Raw genomic sequence first — 15,137 nt, forward strand, 5'->3', positions numbered from 1 at the left:
AAACCGGCTTGCTATTGCATTGCACAAAATATGGCATAATCAAACGGATCACCTTATCAGGCAGCATCATGAAAACGCTTTACGACAAACTCTGGGAATCCCACGTAGTACGCACTGAGGAAGACGGTACCGCCCTCCTGTACATCGACCGCCACCTGGTACACGAAGTCACCAGCCCGCAGGCATTCGACGGCTTGCGCAGCGCCGGCCGCGCGCCTTGGCGGCTGTCGGCCAACCTGGCGGTAGCGGACCACAACGTCCCGACCACCGACCGTTCGCACGGCATCGAAGACCCGGTCTCGCGCCTGCAGGTGGAAACCCTGGACAAGAACACCAAGTCGGTCGGCATGACCTACTTCAACATGAACGACAAGCGCCAGGGCATCGTGCACGTGATCGGGCCGGAGCAGGGTGCGACCCTGCCGGGCATGACCGTGGTGTGCGGCGATTCGCACACTTCGACCCACGGCGCGTTCGGCGCGCTGGCGCACGGCATCGGCACCTCGGAAGTGGAGCACGTGCTGGCGACCCAGACCCTGCTGGCCAAGAAGTCCAAGTCCATGCTGGTGCAGGTGGACGGCGTGCTGCCGGCCGGCGTGACCGCCAAGGACATCGTGCTGGCTATCATCGGCAAGATCGGCACCGCGGGCGGCACCGGCTATGCGATCGAATTCGCCGGCTCGGCGATCCGTTCGCTGTCGATGGAAGGCCGCATGACGGTCTGCAATATGGCGATCGAGGCGGGCGCGCGCGCCGGCATGATCGCCGTCGACGACACCACCATCAACTACGTCAAGGGCCGTCCGTTCTCGCCGGTGGGTCCGCAGTGGGAACAGGCGGTGGCCTATTGGCGCACCCTGCATACCGATCCGGGCGCGAAATTCGATTTCGTGGTGACGCTGGACGCGGCGGAAATCCGCCCGCAGGTCACCTGGGGCACCTCGCCCGAGCAGGTGACCGCCATCGACGGCCGCGTGCCGGATCCTGACCAGGAAAAAGACCCGGTCAAGCGCGACGCCATGGAAAAGGCCCTGGTCTACATGAACCTGACGCCGAATACCCGCATCGAAGACATCCGCATCGACAAGGTATTCATCGGCTCCTGCACCAACTCGCGCATCGAAGACCTGCGCGCCGCCGCCGCCGTGGTGCGCGGCAAGCAGCGCGCTTCGAATGTCAAGCTGGCGCTGGTGGTGCCGGGCTCCGGCCTGGTGAAAGAGCAGGCCGAACGCGAGGGCCTGGACGCGATCTTCAAGGCCGCCGGCTTTGAATGGCGCGAACCGGGCTGCTCGATGTGCCTGGCCATGAACGCCGACCGCCTGGAACCAGGCGAGCGCTGCGCTTCTACCTCCAACCGCAACTTTGAAGGCCGTCAAGGCCAGGGCGGACGCACCCACCTGGTGTCTCCCGCCATGGCGGCGGCTGCCGGTATCGCCGGCCATTTTGTGGATGTTCGATCCATCCGCTAACAATAACTAGTAAGAGTCCAAAATCATGAAAAAACTATTCGCTATCGCTATCTCCGCCATCATCCTGACCGGCTGCAACACCATTGCAGGCATCGGCAAGGACGTCCAAAGGGCCGGGCAAGTAGTAGAAAGCGCCGGCAAATAAAAGCTGGACGGCAGGTGTTGCGCCAGACGCAGGCCTGCCGTCGCCATCGCAGAGAATCATGGAAAAATTTACCGTCTATGAAGGTTTAGTAGCACCGCTTGACCGCGCCAACGTCGATACCGACGCGATCATCCCCAAACAATTCCTGAAGTCGATCCACCGCACCGGATTTGGTCCCAACCTGTTCGACGAGTGGCGCTATCTCGACCACGGCGAGCCGGGCATGGACAACAGCAAGCGTCCCGTCAATCCGGACTTCGTGCTGAACCAGGAGCGCTACCAGGGCGCCTCCATCCTGTTGACCCGCAAGAACTTCGGCTGCGGCTCCTCGCGCGAACATGCGCCGTGGGCGCTCGACCAGTACGGCTTCCGCGCCATCCTGGCGCCGAGCTTTGCGGACATCTTCTTCAATAACTGCTTCAAGAACGGCCTGCTGCCGGTCGTCCTCACCGAAGCGCAGATCGATCATCTGTTCAATGAAGTCAAGGCCTTCCCGGGTTACCGCCTGGTGGTGGACCTTGAGCAGCAGCGCGTCAGCACCAGCAATGGCTCCATCTCCTACCCGTTCGAGGTCGATGCCTTCCGCAAATACTGCCTGATGAATGGTCTCGACGATATTGGCCTGACCCTGCGCCATGCCGACGAGATCCGTGCGTTCGAAGAGCGCCGCCTGGTCAACCAGCCCTGGCTGGCCAACGTTATCTAACAGAACAGACAGATCGAACAATGAAAATCGCAATCCTGCCGGGCGACGGCATTGGCCCGGAAATCGTGGCCCAGGCCGTGAAGGTCCTGAACGCCCTCGACGAAAAATTTGAAATGGAAACCGCGCCGGTCGGTGGCGCCGGCTATGAAGCCAAGGGCCATCCGCTGCCGGAAGAGACCCTGGCGTTGGCCAAGGCCGCCGACGCCGTGCTGTTCGGCGCCGTGGGCGACTGGAAGTACGACACGCTGGACCGTCCGCTGCGCCCGGAACAGGCCATCCTCGGCCTGCGCAAGAACCTGGGTCTGTTCGGCAACCTGCGTCCGGCCATCCTGTACCCGGAACTGGCCGGCGCTTCCACGCTGAAACCGGAAGTCGTGTCCGGCCTGGACATCCTGATCGTGCGCGAACTGACCGGCGACATCTACTTCGGCCAGCCGCGCGGCGTGCGCGAATGCCCGGACGGACCGTTCAAGGGCCAGCGTGAAGGCTTCGACACCATGCGCTATGCGGAAGGCGAAATACGCCGCATCGCGCACGTGGCGTTCCAGGCGGCGCAAAAGCGCGGCAAGCGATTGACCTCGGTCGACAAGGCGAACGTGCTGGAGACTTTCCAGTTCTGGAAAGACATCGTGACCGACGTGCACAAGGAATATCCCGACGTGGCGCTGGACCATATGTACGTGGACAACGCGGCGATGCAGCTGGTGCGCGCGCCGAAGAAGTTCGACGTCATCGTGACCGGCAATATGTTCGGCGACATCCTGTCCGACGCCGCTGCCATGCTGACCGGTTCGATCGGCATGCTGCCATCGGCTTCGCTGGATGCAAACAACAAGGGCCTGTACGAACCATCGCACGGCTCGGCTCCTGATATCGCGGGCAAGGGCATTGCCAACCCGCTGGCCACGATCCTGTCGGCTGCCATGATGCTGCGCTATTCGCTGAACCGCGCGGAGCAGGCCGACCGTATCGAGAACGCTGTCAAGAAGGTCCTGGCACAGGGCCTGCGCACGCCGGACATCTACGAAGAGGGCACCACCAAGGTGGGCACCGAACAGATGGGCGACGCGGTCGTCGCGGCACTTTAAAGAATTCACACCCAAAGGAAAGCAAAATGAAACTCGTAGGTCTGGTTGGTTGGCGCGGTATGGTCGGTTCGGTCCTGATGCAACGCATGCAGGAAGAGGGCGATTTCGCCCACATTGAGCCGGTATTCTTCTCCACTTCGAACACCGGCGGCGCTGCGCCGAAGATGGCGAAGAACGAGACTACCCTGAAGGACGCCACCAACATCGACGAACTGAAACGCTGCGAAATCATTATTTCCTGCCAGGGCGGCGACTACACCACCGAGGTATTCCCGAAGCTGCGCGCAGCCGGCTGGAATGGCTACTGGATCGACGCCGCTTCGACTCTGCGCATGGACAAGGATTCCGTGATCGTGCTGGACCCGGTCAACCTGAACGTGATCAAGGACGCCATGTCCAAGGGCGTGAAGAACTTCATCGGCGGTAACTGCACCGTGTCGTGCATGCTGATGGGCCTGGGCGGCCTGTTCAAGCAGGACCTGGTGGAGTGGATGACCTCCATGACCTACCAGGCGGCGTCCGGCGGCGGCGCGCAGCACATGCGCGAGCTGCTGACCCAGTACGGCACCATCAACGCCTCCGTCAAGCACCTGCTGGATAACCCGGCCTCCGCCATCCTGGAAATCGACAAGCAGGTGCTGGCCACCCAGCACGGCTTCTCGCCGGAAGAAGTGAAGCAGTTCGGCGTACCGCTGGGCGGCAACCTGATCCCGTGGATCGACAAGGACCTGGGCAACGGCCAGTCGAAGGAAGAGTGGAAGGGCGGCGCCGAGACCAACAAGATCCTGGGCCGCGGCGAGGGCTTTGGTTCCTCCGCGATCCCGGTCGATGGCCTGTGCGTGCGTATCGGTGCGATGCGCTGCCACAGCCAGGCGCTGATCATCAAGCTGCGCAAGGATGTGCCGCTGGATGAAGTCAACGACATCATCGCCAGCGACAACCAGTGGGTGAAGTTCGTGCCGAACACCCGCGAGGCGTCGATGAAGGAGCTGACCCCGGCCGCCGTCACCGGCAGCCTGACCATCCCGGTCGGCCGCGTGCGCAAGATGTCGATGGGCGGCGAATACCTGTCCGCCTTCACGGTTGGCGACCAGCTGCTGTGGGGCGCCGCCGAGCCGCTGCGCCGCATGCTGCGCATCGTGCTCGATAAATAAATTTGTTATTAAGCAGGTAATACCTGCTGATTAATAAACAAGTTAAGAAGTATTTTCTAAAAGCCGGATTTCAAAGGGAAATCCGGCTTTTTTCTTTGAATCAAAAAATATTTTCGGCATGAACGAAACAGTAAAGGCAGCTCAAGAGGGGTAATGCTTGCATGCATCATTTGATGATGTTATGTTTGGACGTCTGGGAAAGTAACTTTTTTTCCACGTTAACTATATTTCGTCGCCCACTATGCCAGTACAAAAACCTTCCAAGGTCGCTTCGTTCGCGTTGAAAACACTGACCGCTGCCATGCTCAGCGGCGCTGTGCTCGCTCCTCTTTCCGTCAACGCAGCCGGTCTTGGCAAGCTCACAGTGCTGTCCTCGCTGGGACAGCCGCTGCGCGCCGAAATCGAACTGACCGCCGTTTCGCCTGAAGAAGCATCCGAGCTGGTGGCCAAGCTGGCCTCGCCGGAGGCCTTCCGTGCCGCCAATATCGACTTCAACCCGGCCTTGCTGAGCCTGCGCTTCGAAGTGGAAGCACGCGGCGCGCGCCAGTACATCCGCGTTTCCTCCTCGCAGGCGATCAACGAGCCGTTCGTTGACATGCTGCTGGAGCTGACCTGGACCAATGGCCGCCTGGTGCGTGAATACACCTTCCTGCTGGACCCGGCCGACCTGCGCACCACCCAGTCGCCGCAAGTCGCCGCGCCGGTGGAAGTGCGCCGCACGCCGGCACCGGCCACCGCCCCAAGCGTTGCCCCAAGCGCCGCTCCCCCGGCGCCGGCGCCGGCACCGGCCGCTGCGCCGAGCCGCGCACCGTCGCCAGCCGAGCCGCGCCACGCTGCCGCGCAGGATGCGCCGGCTGCCGACAGCTACGAAGTCCGCAAGGGCGACACCCTGGGCCGCATCGCCGGCCGCCTGAAGCCCGCCGACGTTTCGCTGGACATGATGCTGGTGGCGCTTTACCGCGCCAATCCGGACGCTTTCGCCGGCAATAATATGAACCGCCTGAAGTCCGGCACCATCCTGTCGGTACCGGATGCGAACACCATCAAGGGCACCGGCCAGGGCGAAGCTCACGGTGTCGTGGTGGCGCACGCCAACGATTTCAACGCCTACCGTGCCAAGCTGGCAGGGCAGGTCGCCGCTGCCACCCCGGCCAGGGAGCCGGAAGCGCAGCAAAGCCAGACCGGCAAGATCACCGCCCAGGTGAAGGAGCGCCCGACCGCCGTCAGCGAATCGAAAGACCAGCTGAAGCTGTCCAAGGCCACCGACGCCGCCAGCAAGCCGGGCAAGACCGGCGCGGTGGAAGACAAGATCGCCAAGGACCGCCAGATGGCCGATGCCAGCGCGCGCGTCAAGGAGCTGGAGAAGAACGTCAACGACCTCGAGAAGTTGATGGAGGTGAAGAACAAGGCCGCCGCCAACGCGCAGACCAAGGCCAGCGAGCCAGCTGCCGCTGCAGCCGCCGCCAGCCCGGCCAAGGACGCACCGGCTGCGTCGGCGCCTGCCGCTGCCGCACCAGCTGCCGCCGCGCCGGCGGAGGCGCCAGCCAAGCCAGCCAAGCCAAAACGCACCGTGGTGACCCCGCCGCCAGCACCGGTCGAGCCAAGCCTGGTCGACACCATCATGGACAATATCCAGCTGATCGGCGCCGCACTGGCTGCCCTGCTGGGTGGCGCCGCGCTGCTGGTTATGCGCCGCCGCAAGGCCGCCGAACAGCTGTCGCTGCCGAAGGCGGAAAACAGCAGCGTGCTGGGCGACCCTGGCACCACCGCGCATTCCCTGTTCGCTGAAACCGGCGGCCAGAGCGTGGACACCAGCAATAGCGTGTTCAACTCCAACTTCGCTCCTTCGGCCAGCCAGCTCGACACCAATGAAGTCGATCCGGTGGCGGAAGCCGATGTGTATATTGCTTACGGCCGCGATGCGCAGGCGGAGGAAATCCTGAAGGAAGCCCTGCGCGTCCATCCGGAACGCCACCCAGTGCGCCTGAAGCTGCTGGAAATCTACGCCGGCCGCAAGGATGCGCGCGCGTTTGAAGCCCAGGCCGGCGAGCTGTATTCGATGACCAAGGGTTCGGGCGACGAGTGGGCGCAAGCCGCCGCGCTGGGTTCAGGCATTGATCCTGACAATCCGCTGTACGTCAGCGCAGCGCAAGCCAAGGCCGCCGCCGGCCTGGGTGGCGCCGCTGCCGCCGGCGCCGCTGCCGCTCCGTTCGTGGCCAGCGAGTCGAGCGAGCTGAATGACTTTGCCGCCATGTTCGCCGAGCCAGCGCCTGCGGCGCCGGCGATGGCTGAACCGGCAGCCGACGCCGGCGGCCTGGACCTGGACCTGAGCGCCGAAGCAGCCGCCCCGGCAGCGGAAGAAGCCAACCTGATGGACTTCGACCTGGACCGCGACGCAACCGCGCTGCCTTCGCTGGAAGAGGAAAAGCCGGCGCCGAAGGTCGCCGACAGCAATTCGCTGGACTTCGACCTGGGCGGCCTGAGCTTCGACGAACCGGCCACCGCCGCGCCTGCAGCCGAAGCCGCGCCAGCGGCAGCGGAAGCAGCACCGGACATGTCCTTCGACCTGGGTCTGGACGAGGCGCCAGCCAAGGTGGAAACCGTGGAAGCCGCGCCAGCTGCCGACGCGATGGCCGATATCGGCATGGACTTCAACCTGGACCTGCCAGGCGCCGAGACCAAGGCCGAAGCGCCAGCCGCAGCACCGGCCGCCGACCCGCTGGCCGAACTGGATATGATGGACTTCTCGCTGCCAGGCGCTGACGCACCAGCCGCACCGGCAGCGGCGCCAGCCGAAGAGCCAGCGCTGTCCGCTGCCGACTTCGCGCTGGACCTGCCAGGCGAGCCAGCCGCAGCACCTGCTGCCGCCGCGCCGGCCGACTTCGACCTGTCCGGCATCGACCTGGACCTGGGCGGTGCAGGCCAGGAGACGGCCGAACCGAAGAACGAGGAAGAGATGTCCGCGCTGCATATGGAAATGGACACCAAGCTGGATCTGGCCGTGGCCTACCAGGAAATCGGCGACAAGGAAGGCGCCCGCGAGCTGCTGGATGAAGTGATCCGCGGCGGCAGCGACGACCAGGTCGCGCGCGCCAGCGCCATGCGCGCCCAACTTGGCTAAGCCTTAGTCGGCCCGGCGTTTCGCCGTATAATGCCCGGTCACAGATCAATCTGACCGGGCATTTTTTATTTTGAAACGCATCGCATTAGGAGTCCAGTACAACGGCGCCGACTGGCTTGGCTACCAGATCCAGCCGCACGGCCAGACCGTGCAGAACAAGCTGGAGGAAGCCATTGAGCGCTTCGCCTGCGTCAAGCTGGGCACGACCTGCGCCGGCCGTACCGACGCCGGCGTACATGCGCTGAACCAGGTAGTGCACTTCGATACCGAACTGGATCGCGCCGAACACGCCTGGGTGCGCGGTATCAACGCCTTCCTGCCCGAATCGATCGGCGTACGCTGGGCGCGCTACCTGCCGGAGGCGCCGACGCCGGAGCAGGAATTCCACTCCCGCTTCAGCGCCCGTTCCCGTACTTACCATTACCTGCTGTACAACCACCAGGTGCGTTCGCCGCTGCTGGCGGGCCGCGCCGGCTTTACGCATTGGCAGCTGGACGTGGAACGCATGCGCCAGGCGGTCAAGCCGCTGATCGGCACGCACGACTTCACCGCTTTCCGCGCCTCGATGTGCCAGGCCAAGACCCCGGTCAAGGAGATGCAGATGATCGAGATCGAACGCCACGGCGACATGATCCTGTTCACGCTGCGCGCCAACGCCTTCCTGCACCATATGGTGCGCAACCTGGTCGGCTCGCTGGTCTACGTCGGCCAAGGCCGCGAGAACACCGACTGGCTGGGCGAGCTGCTGGCGGGGAAGGACCGCACCAAGGCCGCGCCGACCTTCATGCCGGACGGCCTGTACCTGTCCAAAATCGAATACGACGAGAAGTGGGGCTTGCCACACGAAGAGCCCAGCATCCTGCCAGCTTTCTAAGAGAACAAGCCATGCTACGCACCCGCATCAAGATCTGCGGCCTGACCCGCGAAGAAGACGTTCTGGCCGCCGTGGAGGCGGGCGCCGATGCGGTGGGCTTTGTGTTCTACGAGAAGAGCCCGCGCTACGTCACGCCGCAGCGCGCCGCCGAGCTGATTGCGCTGCTGCCGCCGTTCGTCACGCCGGTCGGGCTGTTCGTCAACACGGGCGCCGAGGCTGTGGCTGCGACGGTCGCGGTGGCGCCGGTGTCATTGTTGCAATTCCATGGCGACGAGACCGCCGGGGAGTGCGCCGAGGCAGCGCGCGCCGCCGGGCGCGCCTTCATGCGGGTATTCCGCGTCAAACCCGACACAAGCGGCGCTGAACTGCTAGAATATGAGCGACTTTGCCGCGCATCCAGTGGCTTGTTCTCGGGCCTCCTGCTCGACACCTTCGTGGATGCATATGGCGGCGCAGGAAAGGTTTTCGATTGGTCTCTAATCCCAAAAGATCTCGCGCATCGGGCCGTTTTGAGTGGTGGCTTGAGCGTGCAAAATGTGACTGGCGCAGTGGCCAGCGTTCGCCCTTACGCGGTTGACGTCTCAAGTGGCGTCGAGCGCGCCAAGGGCATCAAAGATGCTCGCCTGATCGCGGAGTTCATTCGCGGCGTGCGGGCAGCAGATGCCACGTTTGAGAAAGATCCGCACCATGAAAACCCCAGTTGATGCGCCACCAGCGCACCTGTTCCACGCTTCCACCTACCACCTGCCTGACGCCTCCGGCCATTTCGGCCCTTACGGCGGCTCCTTCGTTGCCGAAACCCTGAGCTATGCGCTGGCCGAGCTGCGCGAAGCGTATGCCAAGTACAGCAAGGACGAACTGTTCCTCGAAGAGTTCCGCTATGAACTCAAGCACTTCGTCGGCCGTCCTTCGCCCGTGTACCACGCCAAGCGCTGGTCCGACCAGCTGGGCGGCGCGCAGATCTACTTCAAGCGCGAAGACCTGAACCATACCGGCGCGCACAAGATCAACAATGTGATCGGCCAGGCGCTCTTGGCCAAGCGCATGGGCAAGCCGCGCATCATCGCGGAAACCGGCGCCGGCCAGCACGGCGTCGCCACCGCCACCATTTGCGCGCGCTTCGGCCTGGAGTGCGTGGTGTATATGGGCAGCGAAGACGTCAAGCGCCAGGCGCAGAACGTCTATCGTATGAAGCTGCTGGGCGCGACCGTAGTGCCGGTGGAATCCGGCTCGAAGACCCTGAAGGATGCGCTGAACGAGGCGATGCGCGACTGGGTCACCAATATTGAAAACACTTTCTATATCATCGGCACTGTGGCGGGCCCGCACCCGTACCCGATGATGGTGCGCGATTTCCAGTCCGTGATCGGCGAGGAATGCCTGTGGCAGCTGCCTGAGATGACTGGCCGCCAGCCGGACTATGTCGTCGCCTGCATTGGCGGCGGTTCGAATGCGATGGGTATCTTCTACCCGTACATCGACCAGGCGTCCACCGCGCTGGTCGGCGTGGAGGCGGCAGGCGAGGGGCTTGACACTGGCAAGCATGCCGCTTCGCTGACGGCCGGCTACCCTGGCGTCCTGCACGGCAACCGCACCTACCTGCTGCAGGACGAGGGCGGCCAGATTATCGAGACGCATTCGGTGTCAGCCGGCCTGGACTATCCTGGCGTGGGGCCGGAGCATGCGCACCTGAAGGATTCGGGGCGCGCGCAGTATGTGTCGATCACCGATGACGAGGCGCTGAAAGCCTTCCACGATTGCTGCCATATCGAGGGGATTATTCCTGCGCTGGAGTCGTCGCATGCGTTGGCCTACGCGGCCAAGCTGGCGGCGACCCTGCCGAAGGATAAGATCATCCTGGCCAACCTGTCGGGCCGTGGCGACAAGGACATGCACACCGTCGCCCAGCGCGCCGGGCTGCAGTTCTAAGGAGGGCTGCCAAGATGACTCGTATCGCAGCAACCTTCGCCGCCCTGAAAGCGCAAAACAAGAAAGCCCTGGTCACCTTCATCACCGCCGGTGACCCGGACCCCGGCCGAACCGTCGAACTGATGCACGCCCTGGTGGAGGGCGGCGCCGACATCCTGGAACTCGGTGTCCCATTCTCTGACCCGATGGCCGAAGGCCCCGTCATCCAGCGCGCCTGCGAACGCGCGCTGGCCAAGGGCGTCGGCATCCGCCACTGCTTCGACTTCGTGCGCGAATTCCGCAAGACCAACCAGACCACCCCCGTGATCCTGATGGGCTATGCCAACCCGATCGAACGCCTCGGGGTGGACGCCTACATCGACGCCAGTACCGCCGCTGGTGCCGACGGCGCCATCATCGTCGACTATCCGCCCGAAGAGTGCGAGGAATTCGCCGCCAAGATGCGTGCCGCCGGCCAGGACCTGATCTTCCTGCTGGCCCCCACCTCGACCGAACAGCGCGTGCAGCAGGTGGCGCGCGTCGGCAGCGGATTCACGTATTATGTGTCCCTGAAAGGCGTGACCGGCGCCGGCCACATCGACACCGAAGATGTAGCCCGCCGCCTGGACATGATCCGCAAGCATGTCCAGCTTCCGCTGGGCGTCGGTTTCGGTATCCGCGATGCTGAAACCGCGCGTGCCGTGGCCAGCGTGGCCGATGCCGTGGTGATCGGCAGCCGCATCATCCAGGAGATCGAGGCCGCCGGGCCGGAAAACGCTGCAAAATCAGTACGATCGTTCGTTTCGGGTATCCGCCAGGCTCTAGACGAAATTCGTTGATCTGCAAGCAATTTTCTGCCTGTTTTGTTCGACAGGACAGGCAGAAACGGCTACACTTCCGGCCTAAGTTAGTGCAAGAGGAGAAATTATGAGCTGGTTGGAAAAATTGCTGCCCCCGCGCATCCAGCGCTCGGAAGCTGCCGCTCGCAAGACAATGCCTGAAGGCCTGTGGGTCAAGTGCCCATCCTGCGAGGCAGTGCTGTACCGTACCGACCTCGAGTCGAACCTGCATGTCTGCCCGAAGTGTGACCACCATATGCGTATCCGCGCCCGCGAGCGCCTGGACGCGCTGCTGGACGCCGGCGGCCGTTATGAAATTGGCCAGGAAACCCTGCCAGTCGACACGCTGAAGTTCAAAGACAGCAAGAAATACCCGGATCGCCTGAAGCAGGCGATGGAAGCCACCGGCGAAACCGATGCCCTGATCGCGATGGGCGGCTCGATCATGAGCCTGCCGGTTGTGGTGGCCTGCTTCGAATTCGAATTCATGGGCGGCTCCATGGGCTCCGTGGTGGGCGAGCGTTTCGCCCGTGCGGCCCAGGTAGCGCTGGAACAGAAAGTGCCGTTCATCTGCATTACCGCCACCGGCGGTGCACGTATGCAGGAAGGCCTGCTGTCGCTGATGCAGATGGCGAAAACCACCGCCATGCTGACCAAGCTGGCCGAGAAGAAGCTGCCGTTCATCTCCGTGCTGACCGACCCGACCATGGGCGGCGTGTCCGCATCGTTCGCCTTCATGGGCGACGTGGTGATGGCCGAGCCGAAGGCACTGATCGGCTTTGCCGGTCCACGCGTGATCGAAAACACCGTGCGTGAAAAGCTGCCGGAAGGCTTCCAGCGTTCCGAGTTCCTGCTGACCAAAGGCGCGATCGACATGATCGTGGACCGCCGCCAGATGCGCGAAGAAATCGCACGCCTGCTGGCCCTGATGCAGAACCAGGCCGCCGAAGTGCTGGCCTAAGCTTTAAGTTTCACCTGGCGCGCGCAGCCTTCCGCGCTGCGCGCCCAAAATCCCTCCCTGGCGATCATGTCCCAACTCCCGAACACCCTCCCAGAATGGCTTGCGCTGATCGAGTCGCGCCATGCCGAAACCGTCATCAACATGGGCCTGGACCGCGTGCGCGCCGTCAAGGAACGCATGGCCTTGCAATTCAAGTGCCCGGTCATCATGGTGGCGGGGACCAATGGCAAGGGTTCGACCTGCGCCATGCTGGAATCGATCCTGCTGCAGGCCGGCTACCGCGTCGGCCTGTACATCAAGCCGCACTTCCTGCACTTCAATGAGCGGGCGCGCATCAATGGCGATATGGCCAGCGACGAGCTGCTGGTGGCGAGCTTCAATTTCGTGGAGCAGGCGAGGGGCGATATTTCGCTGACTTATTTCGAATTCACCACGCTGGCCATCATGCACCTGATGACGCAGGTGGAGCTGGATGTGGCCATCCTGGAAGTGGGCCTGGGCGGCCGCCTGGATGCGGTCAACGTGATCGACGCCGACGTGTCGATCGTTACCAGCGTCGATATCGACCATGTCGATTACCTGGGCGGCACGCGCGAGCAGATCGGCTTTGAAAAGGCGGGCATTTTCCGCACCGGCAAAACGGCGATTTGCAGCGACCCGGTGCCGCCGCAATCGCTGATCGACCATGCGACCGAAATCGGCGCCGACCTGTGGCTGATGGGCCGCGACTTCAACTACGCCGGCGACAAGCAACAGTGGAATTACGGCGGCCGTTCGATGCGCCGCAATTCGCTGGCCTACCCTGGCCTGCGCGGCGCCAACCAGCTGCTGAACGCCTGCGCGGCACTGGCGGCACTGGAAGCGCTGAAGATGGAACTGCCGGTCGGCGCGCAGGATGCGCGCACCGGCCTGGTGACCGTCGAACTGCCAGGCCGCTTCCAGGTGCTGCCGGGCCGTCCGACCGTGATCTACGACGTGGCGCACAACCCTCACGCTGCCGCCGCATTGGCACAGAACGTGGGCAATATGGGCTTTGCGCCGTACACCTACGCGGTATTCGGTTCCATGCATGACAAGGATATCGATGGCGTGATTGCCGCCATGGCGCCTTGCGTGGATCATTGGTGTTTGACCAACCTGCCATCGCCGCGCGCGGCCACAGCATCGGAGCTGGCGGCCAAAGTGCAGGCGATCGAGCCAAAAATGGATGAAAAAACTGCCAATATTTTCGATGATCCAGGCCAGGCATTCGCAAATGCGATGAGCCGGGCGGGCGAGAATGATAGAATTGTGGTCTTTGGATCATTCCTGACCGTCGCAGGCGTTATGGCGGCGAAAAAATCCTCACTCCACTGAGCACTCGACTGAGAAGAGCACGCATGGGCTTGTTATCGAAATTTGGCAAAGACAAGCAAGATGCCGCTGGTGAAGACAGCGGCTACTACCGCGCTCAGGACGACCGGTCCCTGAGCGATAAAGCCCGTTCCAAACGCGCTTCCAGCGCCGGCGCCGACGCAGCCCCGCGCCGCAGCGGCAACCGCAAAGACGCCCCCGATCCCGTTCTGCCTGAGAAGAAGCGCGCGCGCCGCCGCCTGGTGGGCGCTATTGCGCTGGCGCTGGCAGTCGCCATCGGCCTGCCGATGCTGCTGGATTCCGAGCCTAAATCGTCGGTTTCGGATATCGCCATCAATATGCCGTCCAAGGACAAGCCGGGCGAGCCGCTGAATGGCGGCCCGGTGCCGGCACCGGCGCAAAGCGTTCCCGCTCAGGCGCCGGATACCACCGTGCCGTTCCCGGCGACGCCGCCGGCACCGGTCACCCAGCCTTCCTCGGCGGCGCCTGCGCCAACGTCGCGCACCGTCGCTCCGGTTGCCGCAGGTGCGGCGCTGGACAAGGGCGAAGAGATTGTCCAGGTGCCAAGCAAACCGGCCGTGACTGAACCTGCGAAGCCGCCAAAAGCGGCCGAGCCAAAGCCGGCGGAACCGAAGGTCGCCAAGACCGAGCCTAAGCACACCGAGCCAAAGCCCGAGCCAAAGAAAGAAGCCAAGCCGGAAACCAAGCCAGCGCAATCCGACGATGCGCGCGCGATGGCTATCCTGGAAGGCAAGCCTGCCGAAGCAGCGCCTGCGACCAAATATGTGATCAAGGTTGCCGCCTTCGCCGCGAAAGAGAAAGTGGACGAGTTGCAGCGCAAGCTGAATGAAGCGGGCATCAAGTCCTATGCGCAAAAGGTCAGTACCGCCAACGGCGAATTGACCAGCGTGCGAGTCGGCCCATTCCCGAACAAGGAAGAAGCCGAGAAGGTCAAAGCCAAGCTGGGCAAACTGGGCCTGAACGGCAGCCTGACCCCGGCCTGACAACGACGATTGAGGCTGTACTGACGTGACGATTTTCGATTACCTGGTTATTTTCGTGCTGATCGCATCCATCGTCATCAGTACCATGCGCGGCCTGGTGAAGGAGATCCTGTCGCTGGCCGGCTGGATTGTCGCCTTCGTCGTCGCCAACGCCTACAGCGCCACGCTGGCCACCATGCTGCCGGATGCGATTCCCGGCGTGGTGGTGCGGCTGATCGTTGCTTTCATTGCATTGTTCATCGGTGTGCGCATCCTCATGGCCCTGCTGGCCATGGCGGTCGATGCGCTGGTCACCGCCGGCGGCTTGACGCTGGCAGACCGCGGCCTGGGAGGCTTGTTTGGCCTCGGCCGGGGTATTGTGATTGTGCTGGCCGGCGTCATATTGTGTGGGATGACTTCCATCCCCAAACAGGATTTTTGGAGAAACGCGCTGTTGAGTCCCATGGCGGAATCCGGCGTGCGAACGGTGAAACCCTTCCTGCCTGCCGCGATGGCGCAGCATGTCCATTTTTAGA

General features: G+C 63.2%; 14 protein-coding genes. All 14 read left to right on the forward strand.

What is annotated here, in order from left to right:
* The first annotated feature begins 65 nt into the window (after positions 1-65).
* The 14 genes from leuC (at position 66) to AAHE99_RS22955 (ending at position 15,136) form a co-directional block, all read left to right on the forward strand.
* Positions 66-1,469, forward strand: coding sequence for a 3-isopropylmalate dehydratase large subunit (leuC, locus tag AAHE99_RS22890; protein ID WP_342119737.1), 1,404 nt, complete (start codon positions 66-68; stop codon positions 1,467-1,469).
* A gap of 25 nt (positions 1,470-1,494) precedes the next feature.
* On the forward strand, positions 1,495-1,614 hold the full coding sequence (locus AAHE99_RS22895) for an entericidin A/B family lipoprotein (RefSeq protein WP_342119701.1): 120 nt from the start codon (positions 1,495-1,497) through the stop codon (positions 1,612-1,614).
* Between the two features lie 58 nt (positions 1,615-1,672).
* Complete coding sequence (gene leuD / locus AAHE99_RS22900; protein WP_342119702.1) at positions 1,673-2,320, forward strand: 3-isopropylmalate dehydratase small subunit; 648 nt, start codon at positions 1,673-1,675, stop codon at positions 2,318-2,320.
* A gap of 20 nt (positions 2,321-2,340) precedes the next feature.
* Entirely contained in the window at positions 2,341-3,408 is a 1,068-nt protein-coding gene (gene leuB / locus AAHE99_RS22905; protein WP_342119703.1) for a 3-isopropylmalate dehydrogenase, read from the forward strand.
* Between the two features lie 26 nt (positions 3,409-3,434).
* Positions 3,435-4,562 carry an aspartate-semialdehyde dehydrogenase gene (gene asd / locus AAHE99_RS22910; RefSeq protein ID WP_342119704.1) on the forward strand — a complete coding sequence of 376 codons (1,128 nt, stop codon included), beginning with the start codon at positions 3,435-3,437 and terminating at the stop codon, positions 4,560-4,562.
* Between the two features lie 241 nt (positions 4,563-4,803).
* A complete protein-coding gene (locus AAHE99_RS22915; RefSeq protein ID WP_342119705.1) occupies positions 4,804-7,683 on the forward strand; it encodes a FimV/HubP family polar landmark protein in 2,880 nt (959 codons plus the stop codon).
* Positions 7,684-7,753: 70 nt separating this feature from the next.
* Positions 7,754-8,557, forward strand: coding sequence for a tRNA pseudouridine(38-40) synthase TruA (gene truA / locus AAHE99_RS22920; protein WP_342119706.1), 804 nt, complete (start codon positions 7,754-7,756; stop codon positions 8,555-8,557).
* 11 nt (positions 8,558-8,568) lie between these two features.
* Positions 8,569-9,261: a phosphoribosylanthranilate isomerase gene (locus AAHE99_RS22925; protein ID WP_342119708.1), complete on the forward strand. Its 693-nt coding sequence runs from the start codon at positions 8,569-8,571 to the stop codon at positions 9,259-9,261.
* Positions 9,245-10,486: a tryptophan synthase subunit beta gene (gene trpB, locus AAHE99_RS22930; RefSeq protein WP_342119710.1), complete on the forward strand. Its 1,242-nt coding sequence runs from the start codon at positions 9,245-9,247 to the stop codon at positions 10,484-10,486. Before AAHE99_RS22925 ends, trpB begins: the two co-directional genes overlap by 17 nt.
* 14 nt (positions 10,487-10,500) lie before the next feature.
* Positions 10,501-11,304: a tryptophan synthase subunit alpha gene (gene trpA / locus AAHE99_RS22935; RefSeq protein WP_342119711.1), complete on the forward strand. Its 804-nt coding sequence runs from the start codon at positions 10,501-10,503 to the stop codon at positions 11,302-11,304.
* 88 nt (positions 11,305-11,392) lie between these two features.
* The gene (gene accD / locus AAHE99_RS22940; protein WP_342119712.1) at positions 11,393-12,265 is read left to right on the forward strand and encodes an acetyl-CoA carboxylase, carboxyltransferase subunit beta; all 873 of its coding nucleotides are present in this window, start codon (positions 11,393-11,395) and stop codon (positions 12,263-12,265) included.
* A gap of 66 nt (positions 12,266-12,331) precedes the next feature.
* Entirely contained in the window at positions 12,332-13,621 is a 1,290-nt protein-coding gene (folC, locus tag AAHE99_RS22945; RefSeq protein ID WP_342119713.1) for a bifunctional tetrahydrofolate synthase/dihydrofolate synthase, read from the forward strand.
* 23 nt (positions 13,622-13,644) lie between these two features.
* Positions 13,645-14,622, forward strand: coding sequence for an SPOR domain-containing protein (locus tag AAHE99_RS22950; protein ID WP_342119714.1), 978 nt, complete (start codon positions 13,645-13,647; stop codon positions 14,620-14,622).
* A gap of 25 nt (positions 14,623-14,647) precedes the next feature.
* Positions 14,648-15,136, forward strand: a complete 489-nt coding sequence (locus AAHE99_RS22955) for a CvpA family protein (RefSeq protein ID WP_342119715.1) — start codon at positions 14,648-14,650, stop codon at positions 15,134-15,136.
* Position 15,137 lies beyond the last annotated feature (1 nt).

The sequence above is a fragment of the Pseudoduganella sp. OTU4001 genome (assembly GCF_038440195.1).
Taxonomy (GTDB): Bacteria; Pseudomonadota; Gammaproteobacteria; order Burkholderiales; family Burkholderiaceae_D; genus Rugamonas.

Bases quoted from the DNA above. Each gene is read 5' to 3' on its own strand.
- AAHE99_RS22895 (WP_342119701.1), top strand. From the start codon at position 1,495: ATGAAAAAACTATTCGCTATCGCTATCTCCGCCATCATCCTGACCGGC.
- leuD (WP_342119702.1), top strand. From the start codon at position 1,673: ATGGAAAAATTTACCGTCTATGAAGGTTTAGTAGCACCGCTTGACCGC.
- leuB (WP_342119703.1), top strand. From the start codon at position 2,341: ATGAAAATCGCAATCCTGCCGGGCGACGGCATTGGCCCGGAAATCGTG.
- asd (WP_342119704.1), top strand. From the start codon at position 3,435: ATGAAACTCGTAGGTCTGGTTGGTTGGCGCGGTATGGTCGGTTCGGTC.
- AAHE99_RS22915 (WP_342119705.1), top strand. From the start codon at position 4,804: ATGCCAGTACAAAAACCTTCCAAGGTCGCTTCGTTCGCGTTGAAAACA.
- AAHE99_RS22925 (WP_342119708.1), top strand. From the start codon at position 8,569: ATGCTACGCACCCGCATCAAGATCTGCGGCCTGACCCGCGAAGAAGAC.
- trpB (WP_342119710.1), top strand. From the start codon at position 9,245: ATGAAAACCCCAGTTGATGCGCCACCAGCGCACCTGTTCCACGCTTCC.
- trpA (WP_342119711.1), top strand. From the start codon at position 10,501: ATGACTCGTATCGCAGCAACCTTCGCCGCCCTGAAAGCGCAAAACAAG.
- accD (WP_342119712.1), top strand. From the start codon at position 11,393: ATGAGCTGGTTGGAAAAATTGCTGCCCCCGCGCATCCAGCGCTCGGAA.
- folC (WP_342119713.1), top strand. From the start codon at position 12,332: ATGTCCCAACTCCCGAACACCCTCCCAGAATGGCTTGCGCTGATCGAG.
- AAHE99_RS22950 (WP_342119714.1), top strand. From the start codon at position 13,645: ATGGGCTTGTTATCGAAATTTGGCAAAGACAAGCAAGATGCCGCTGGT.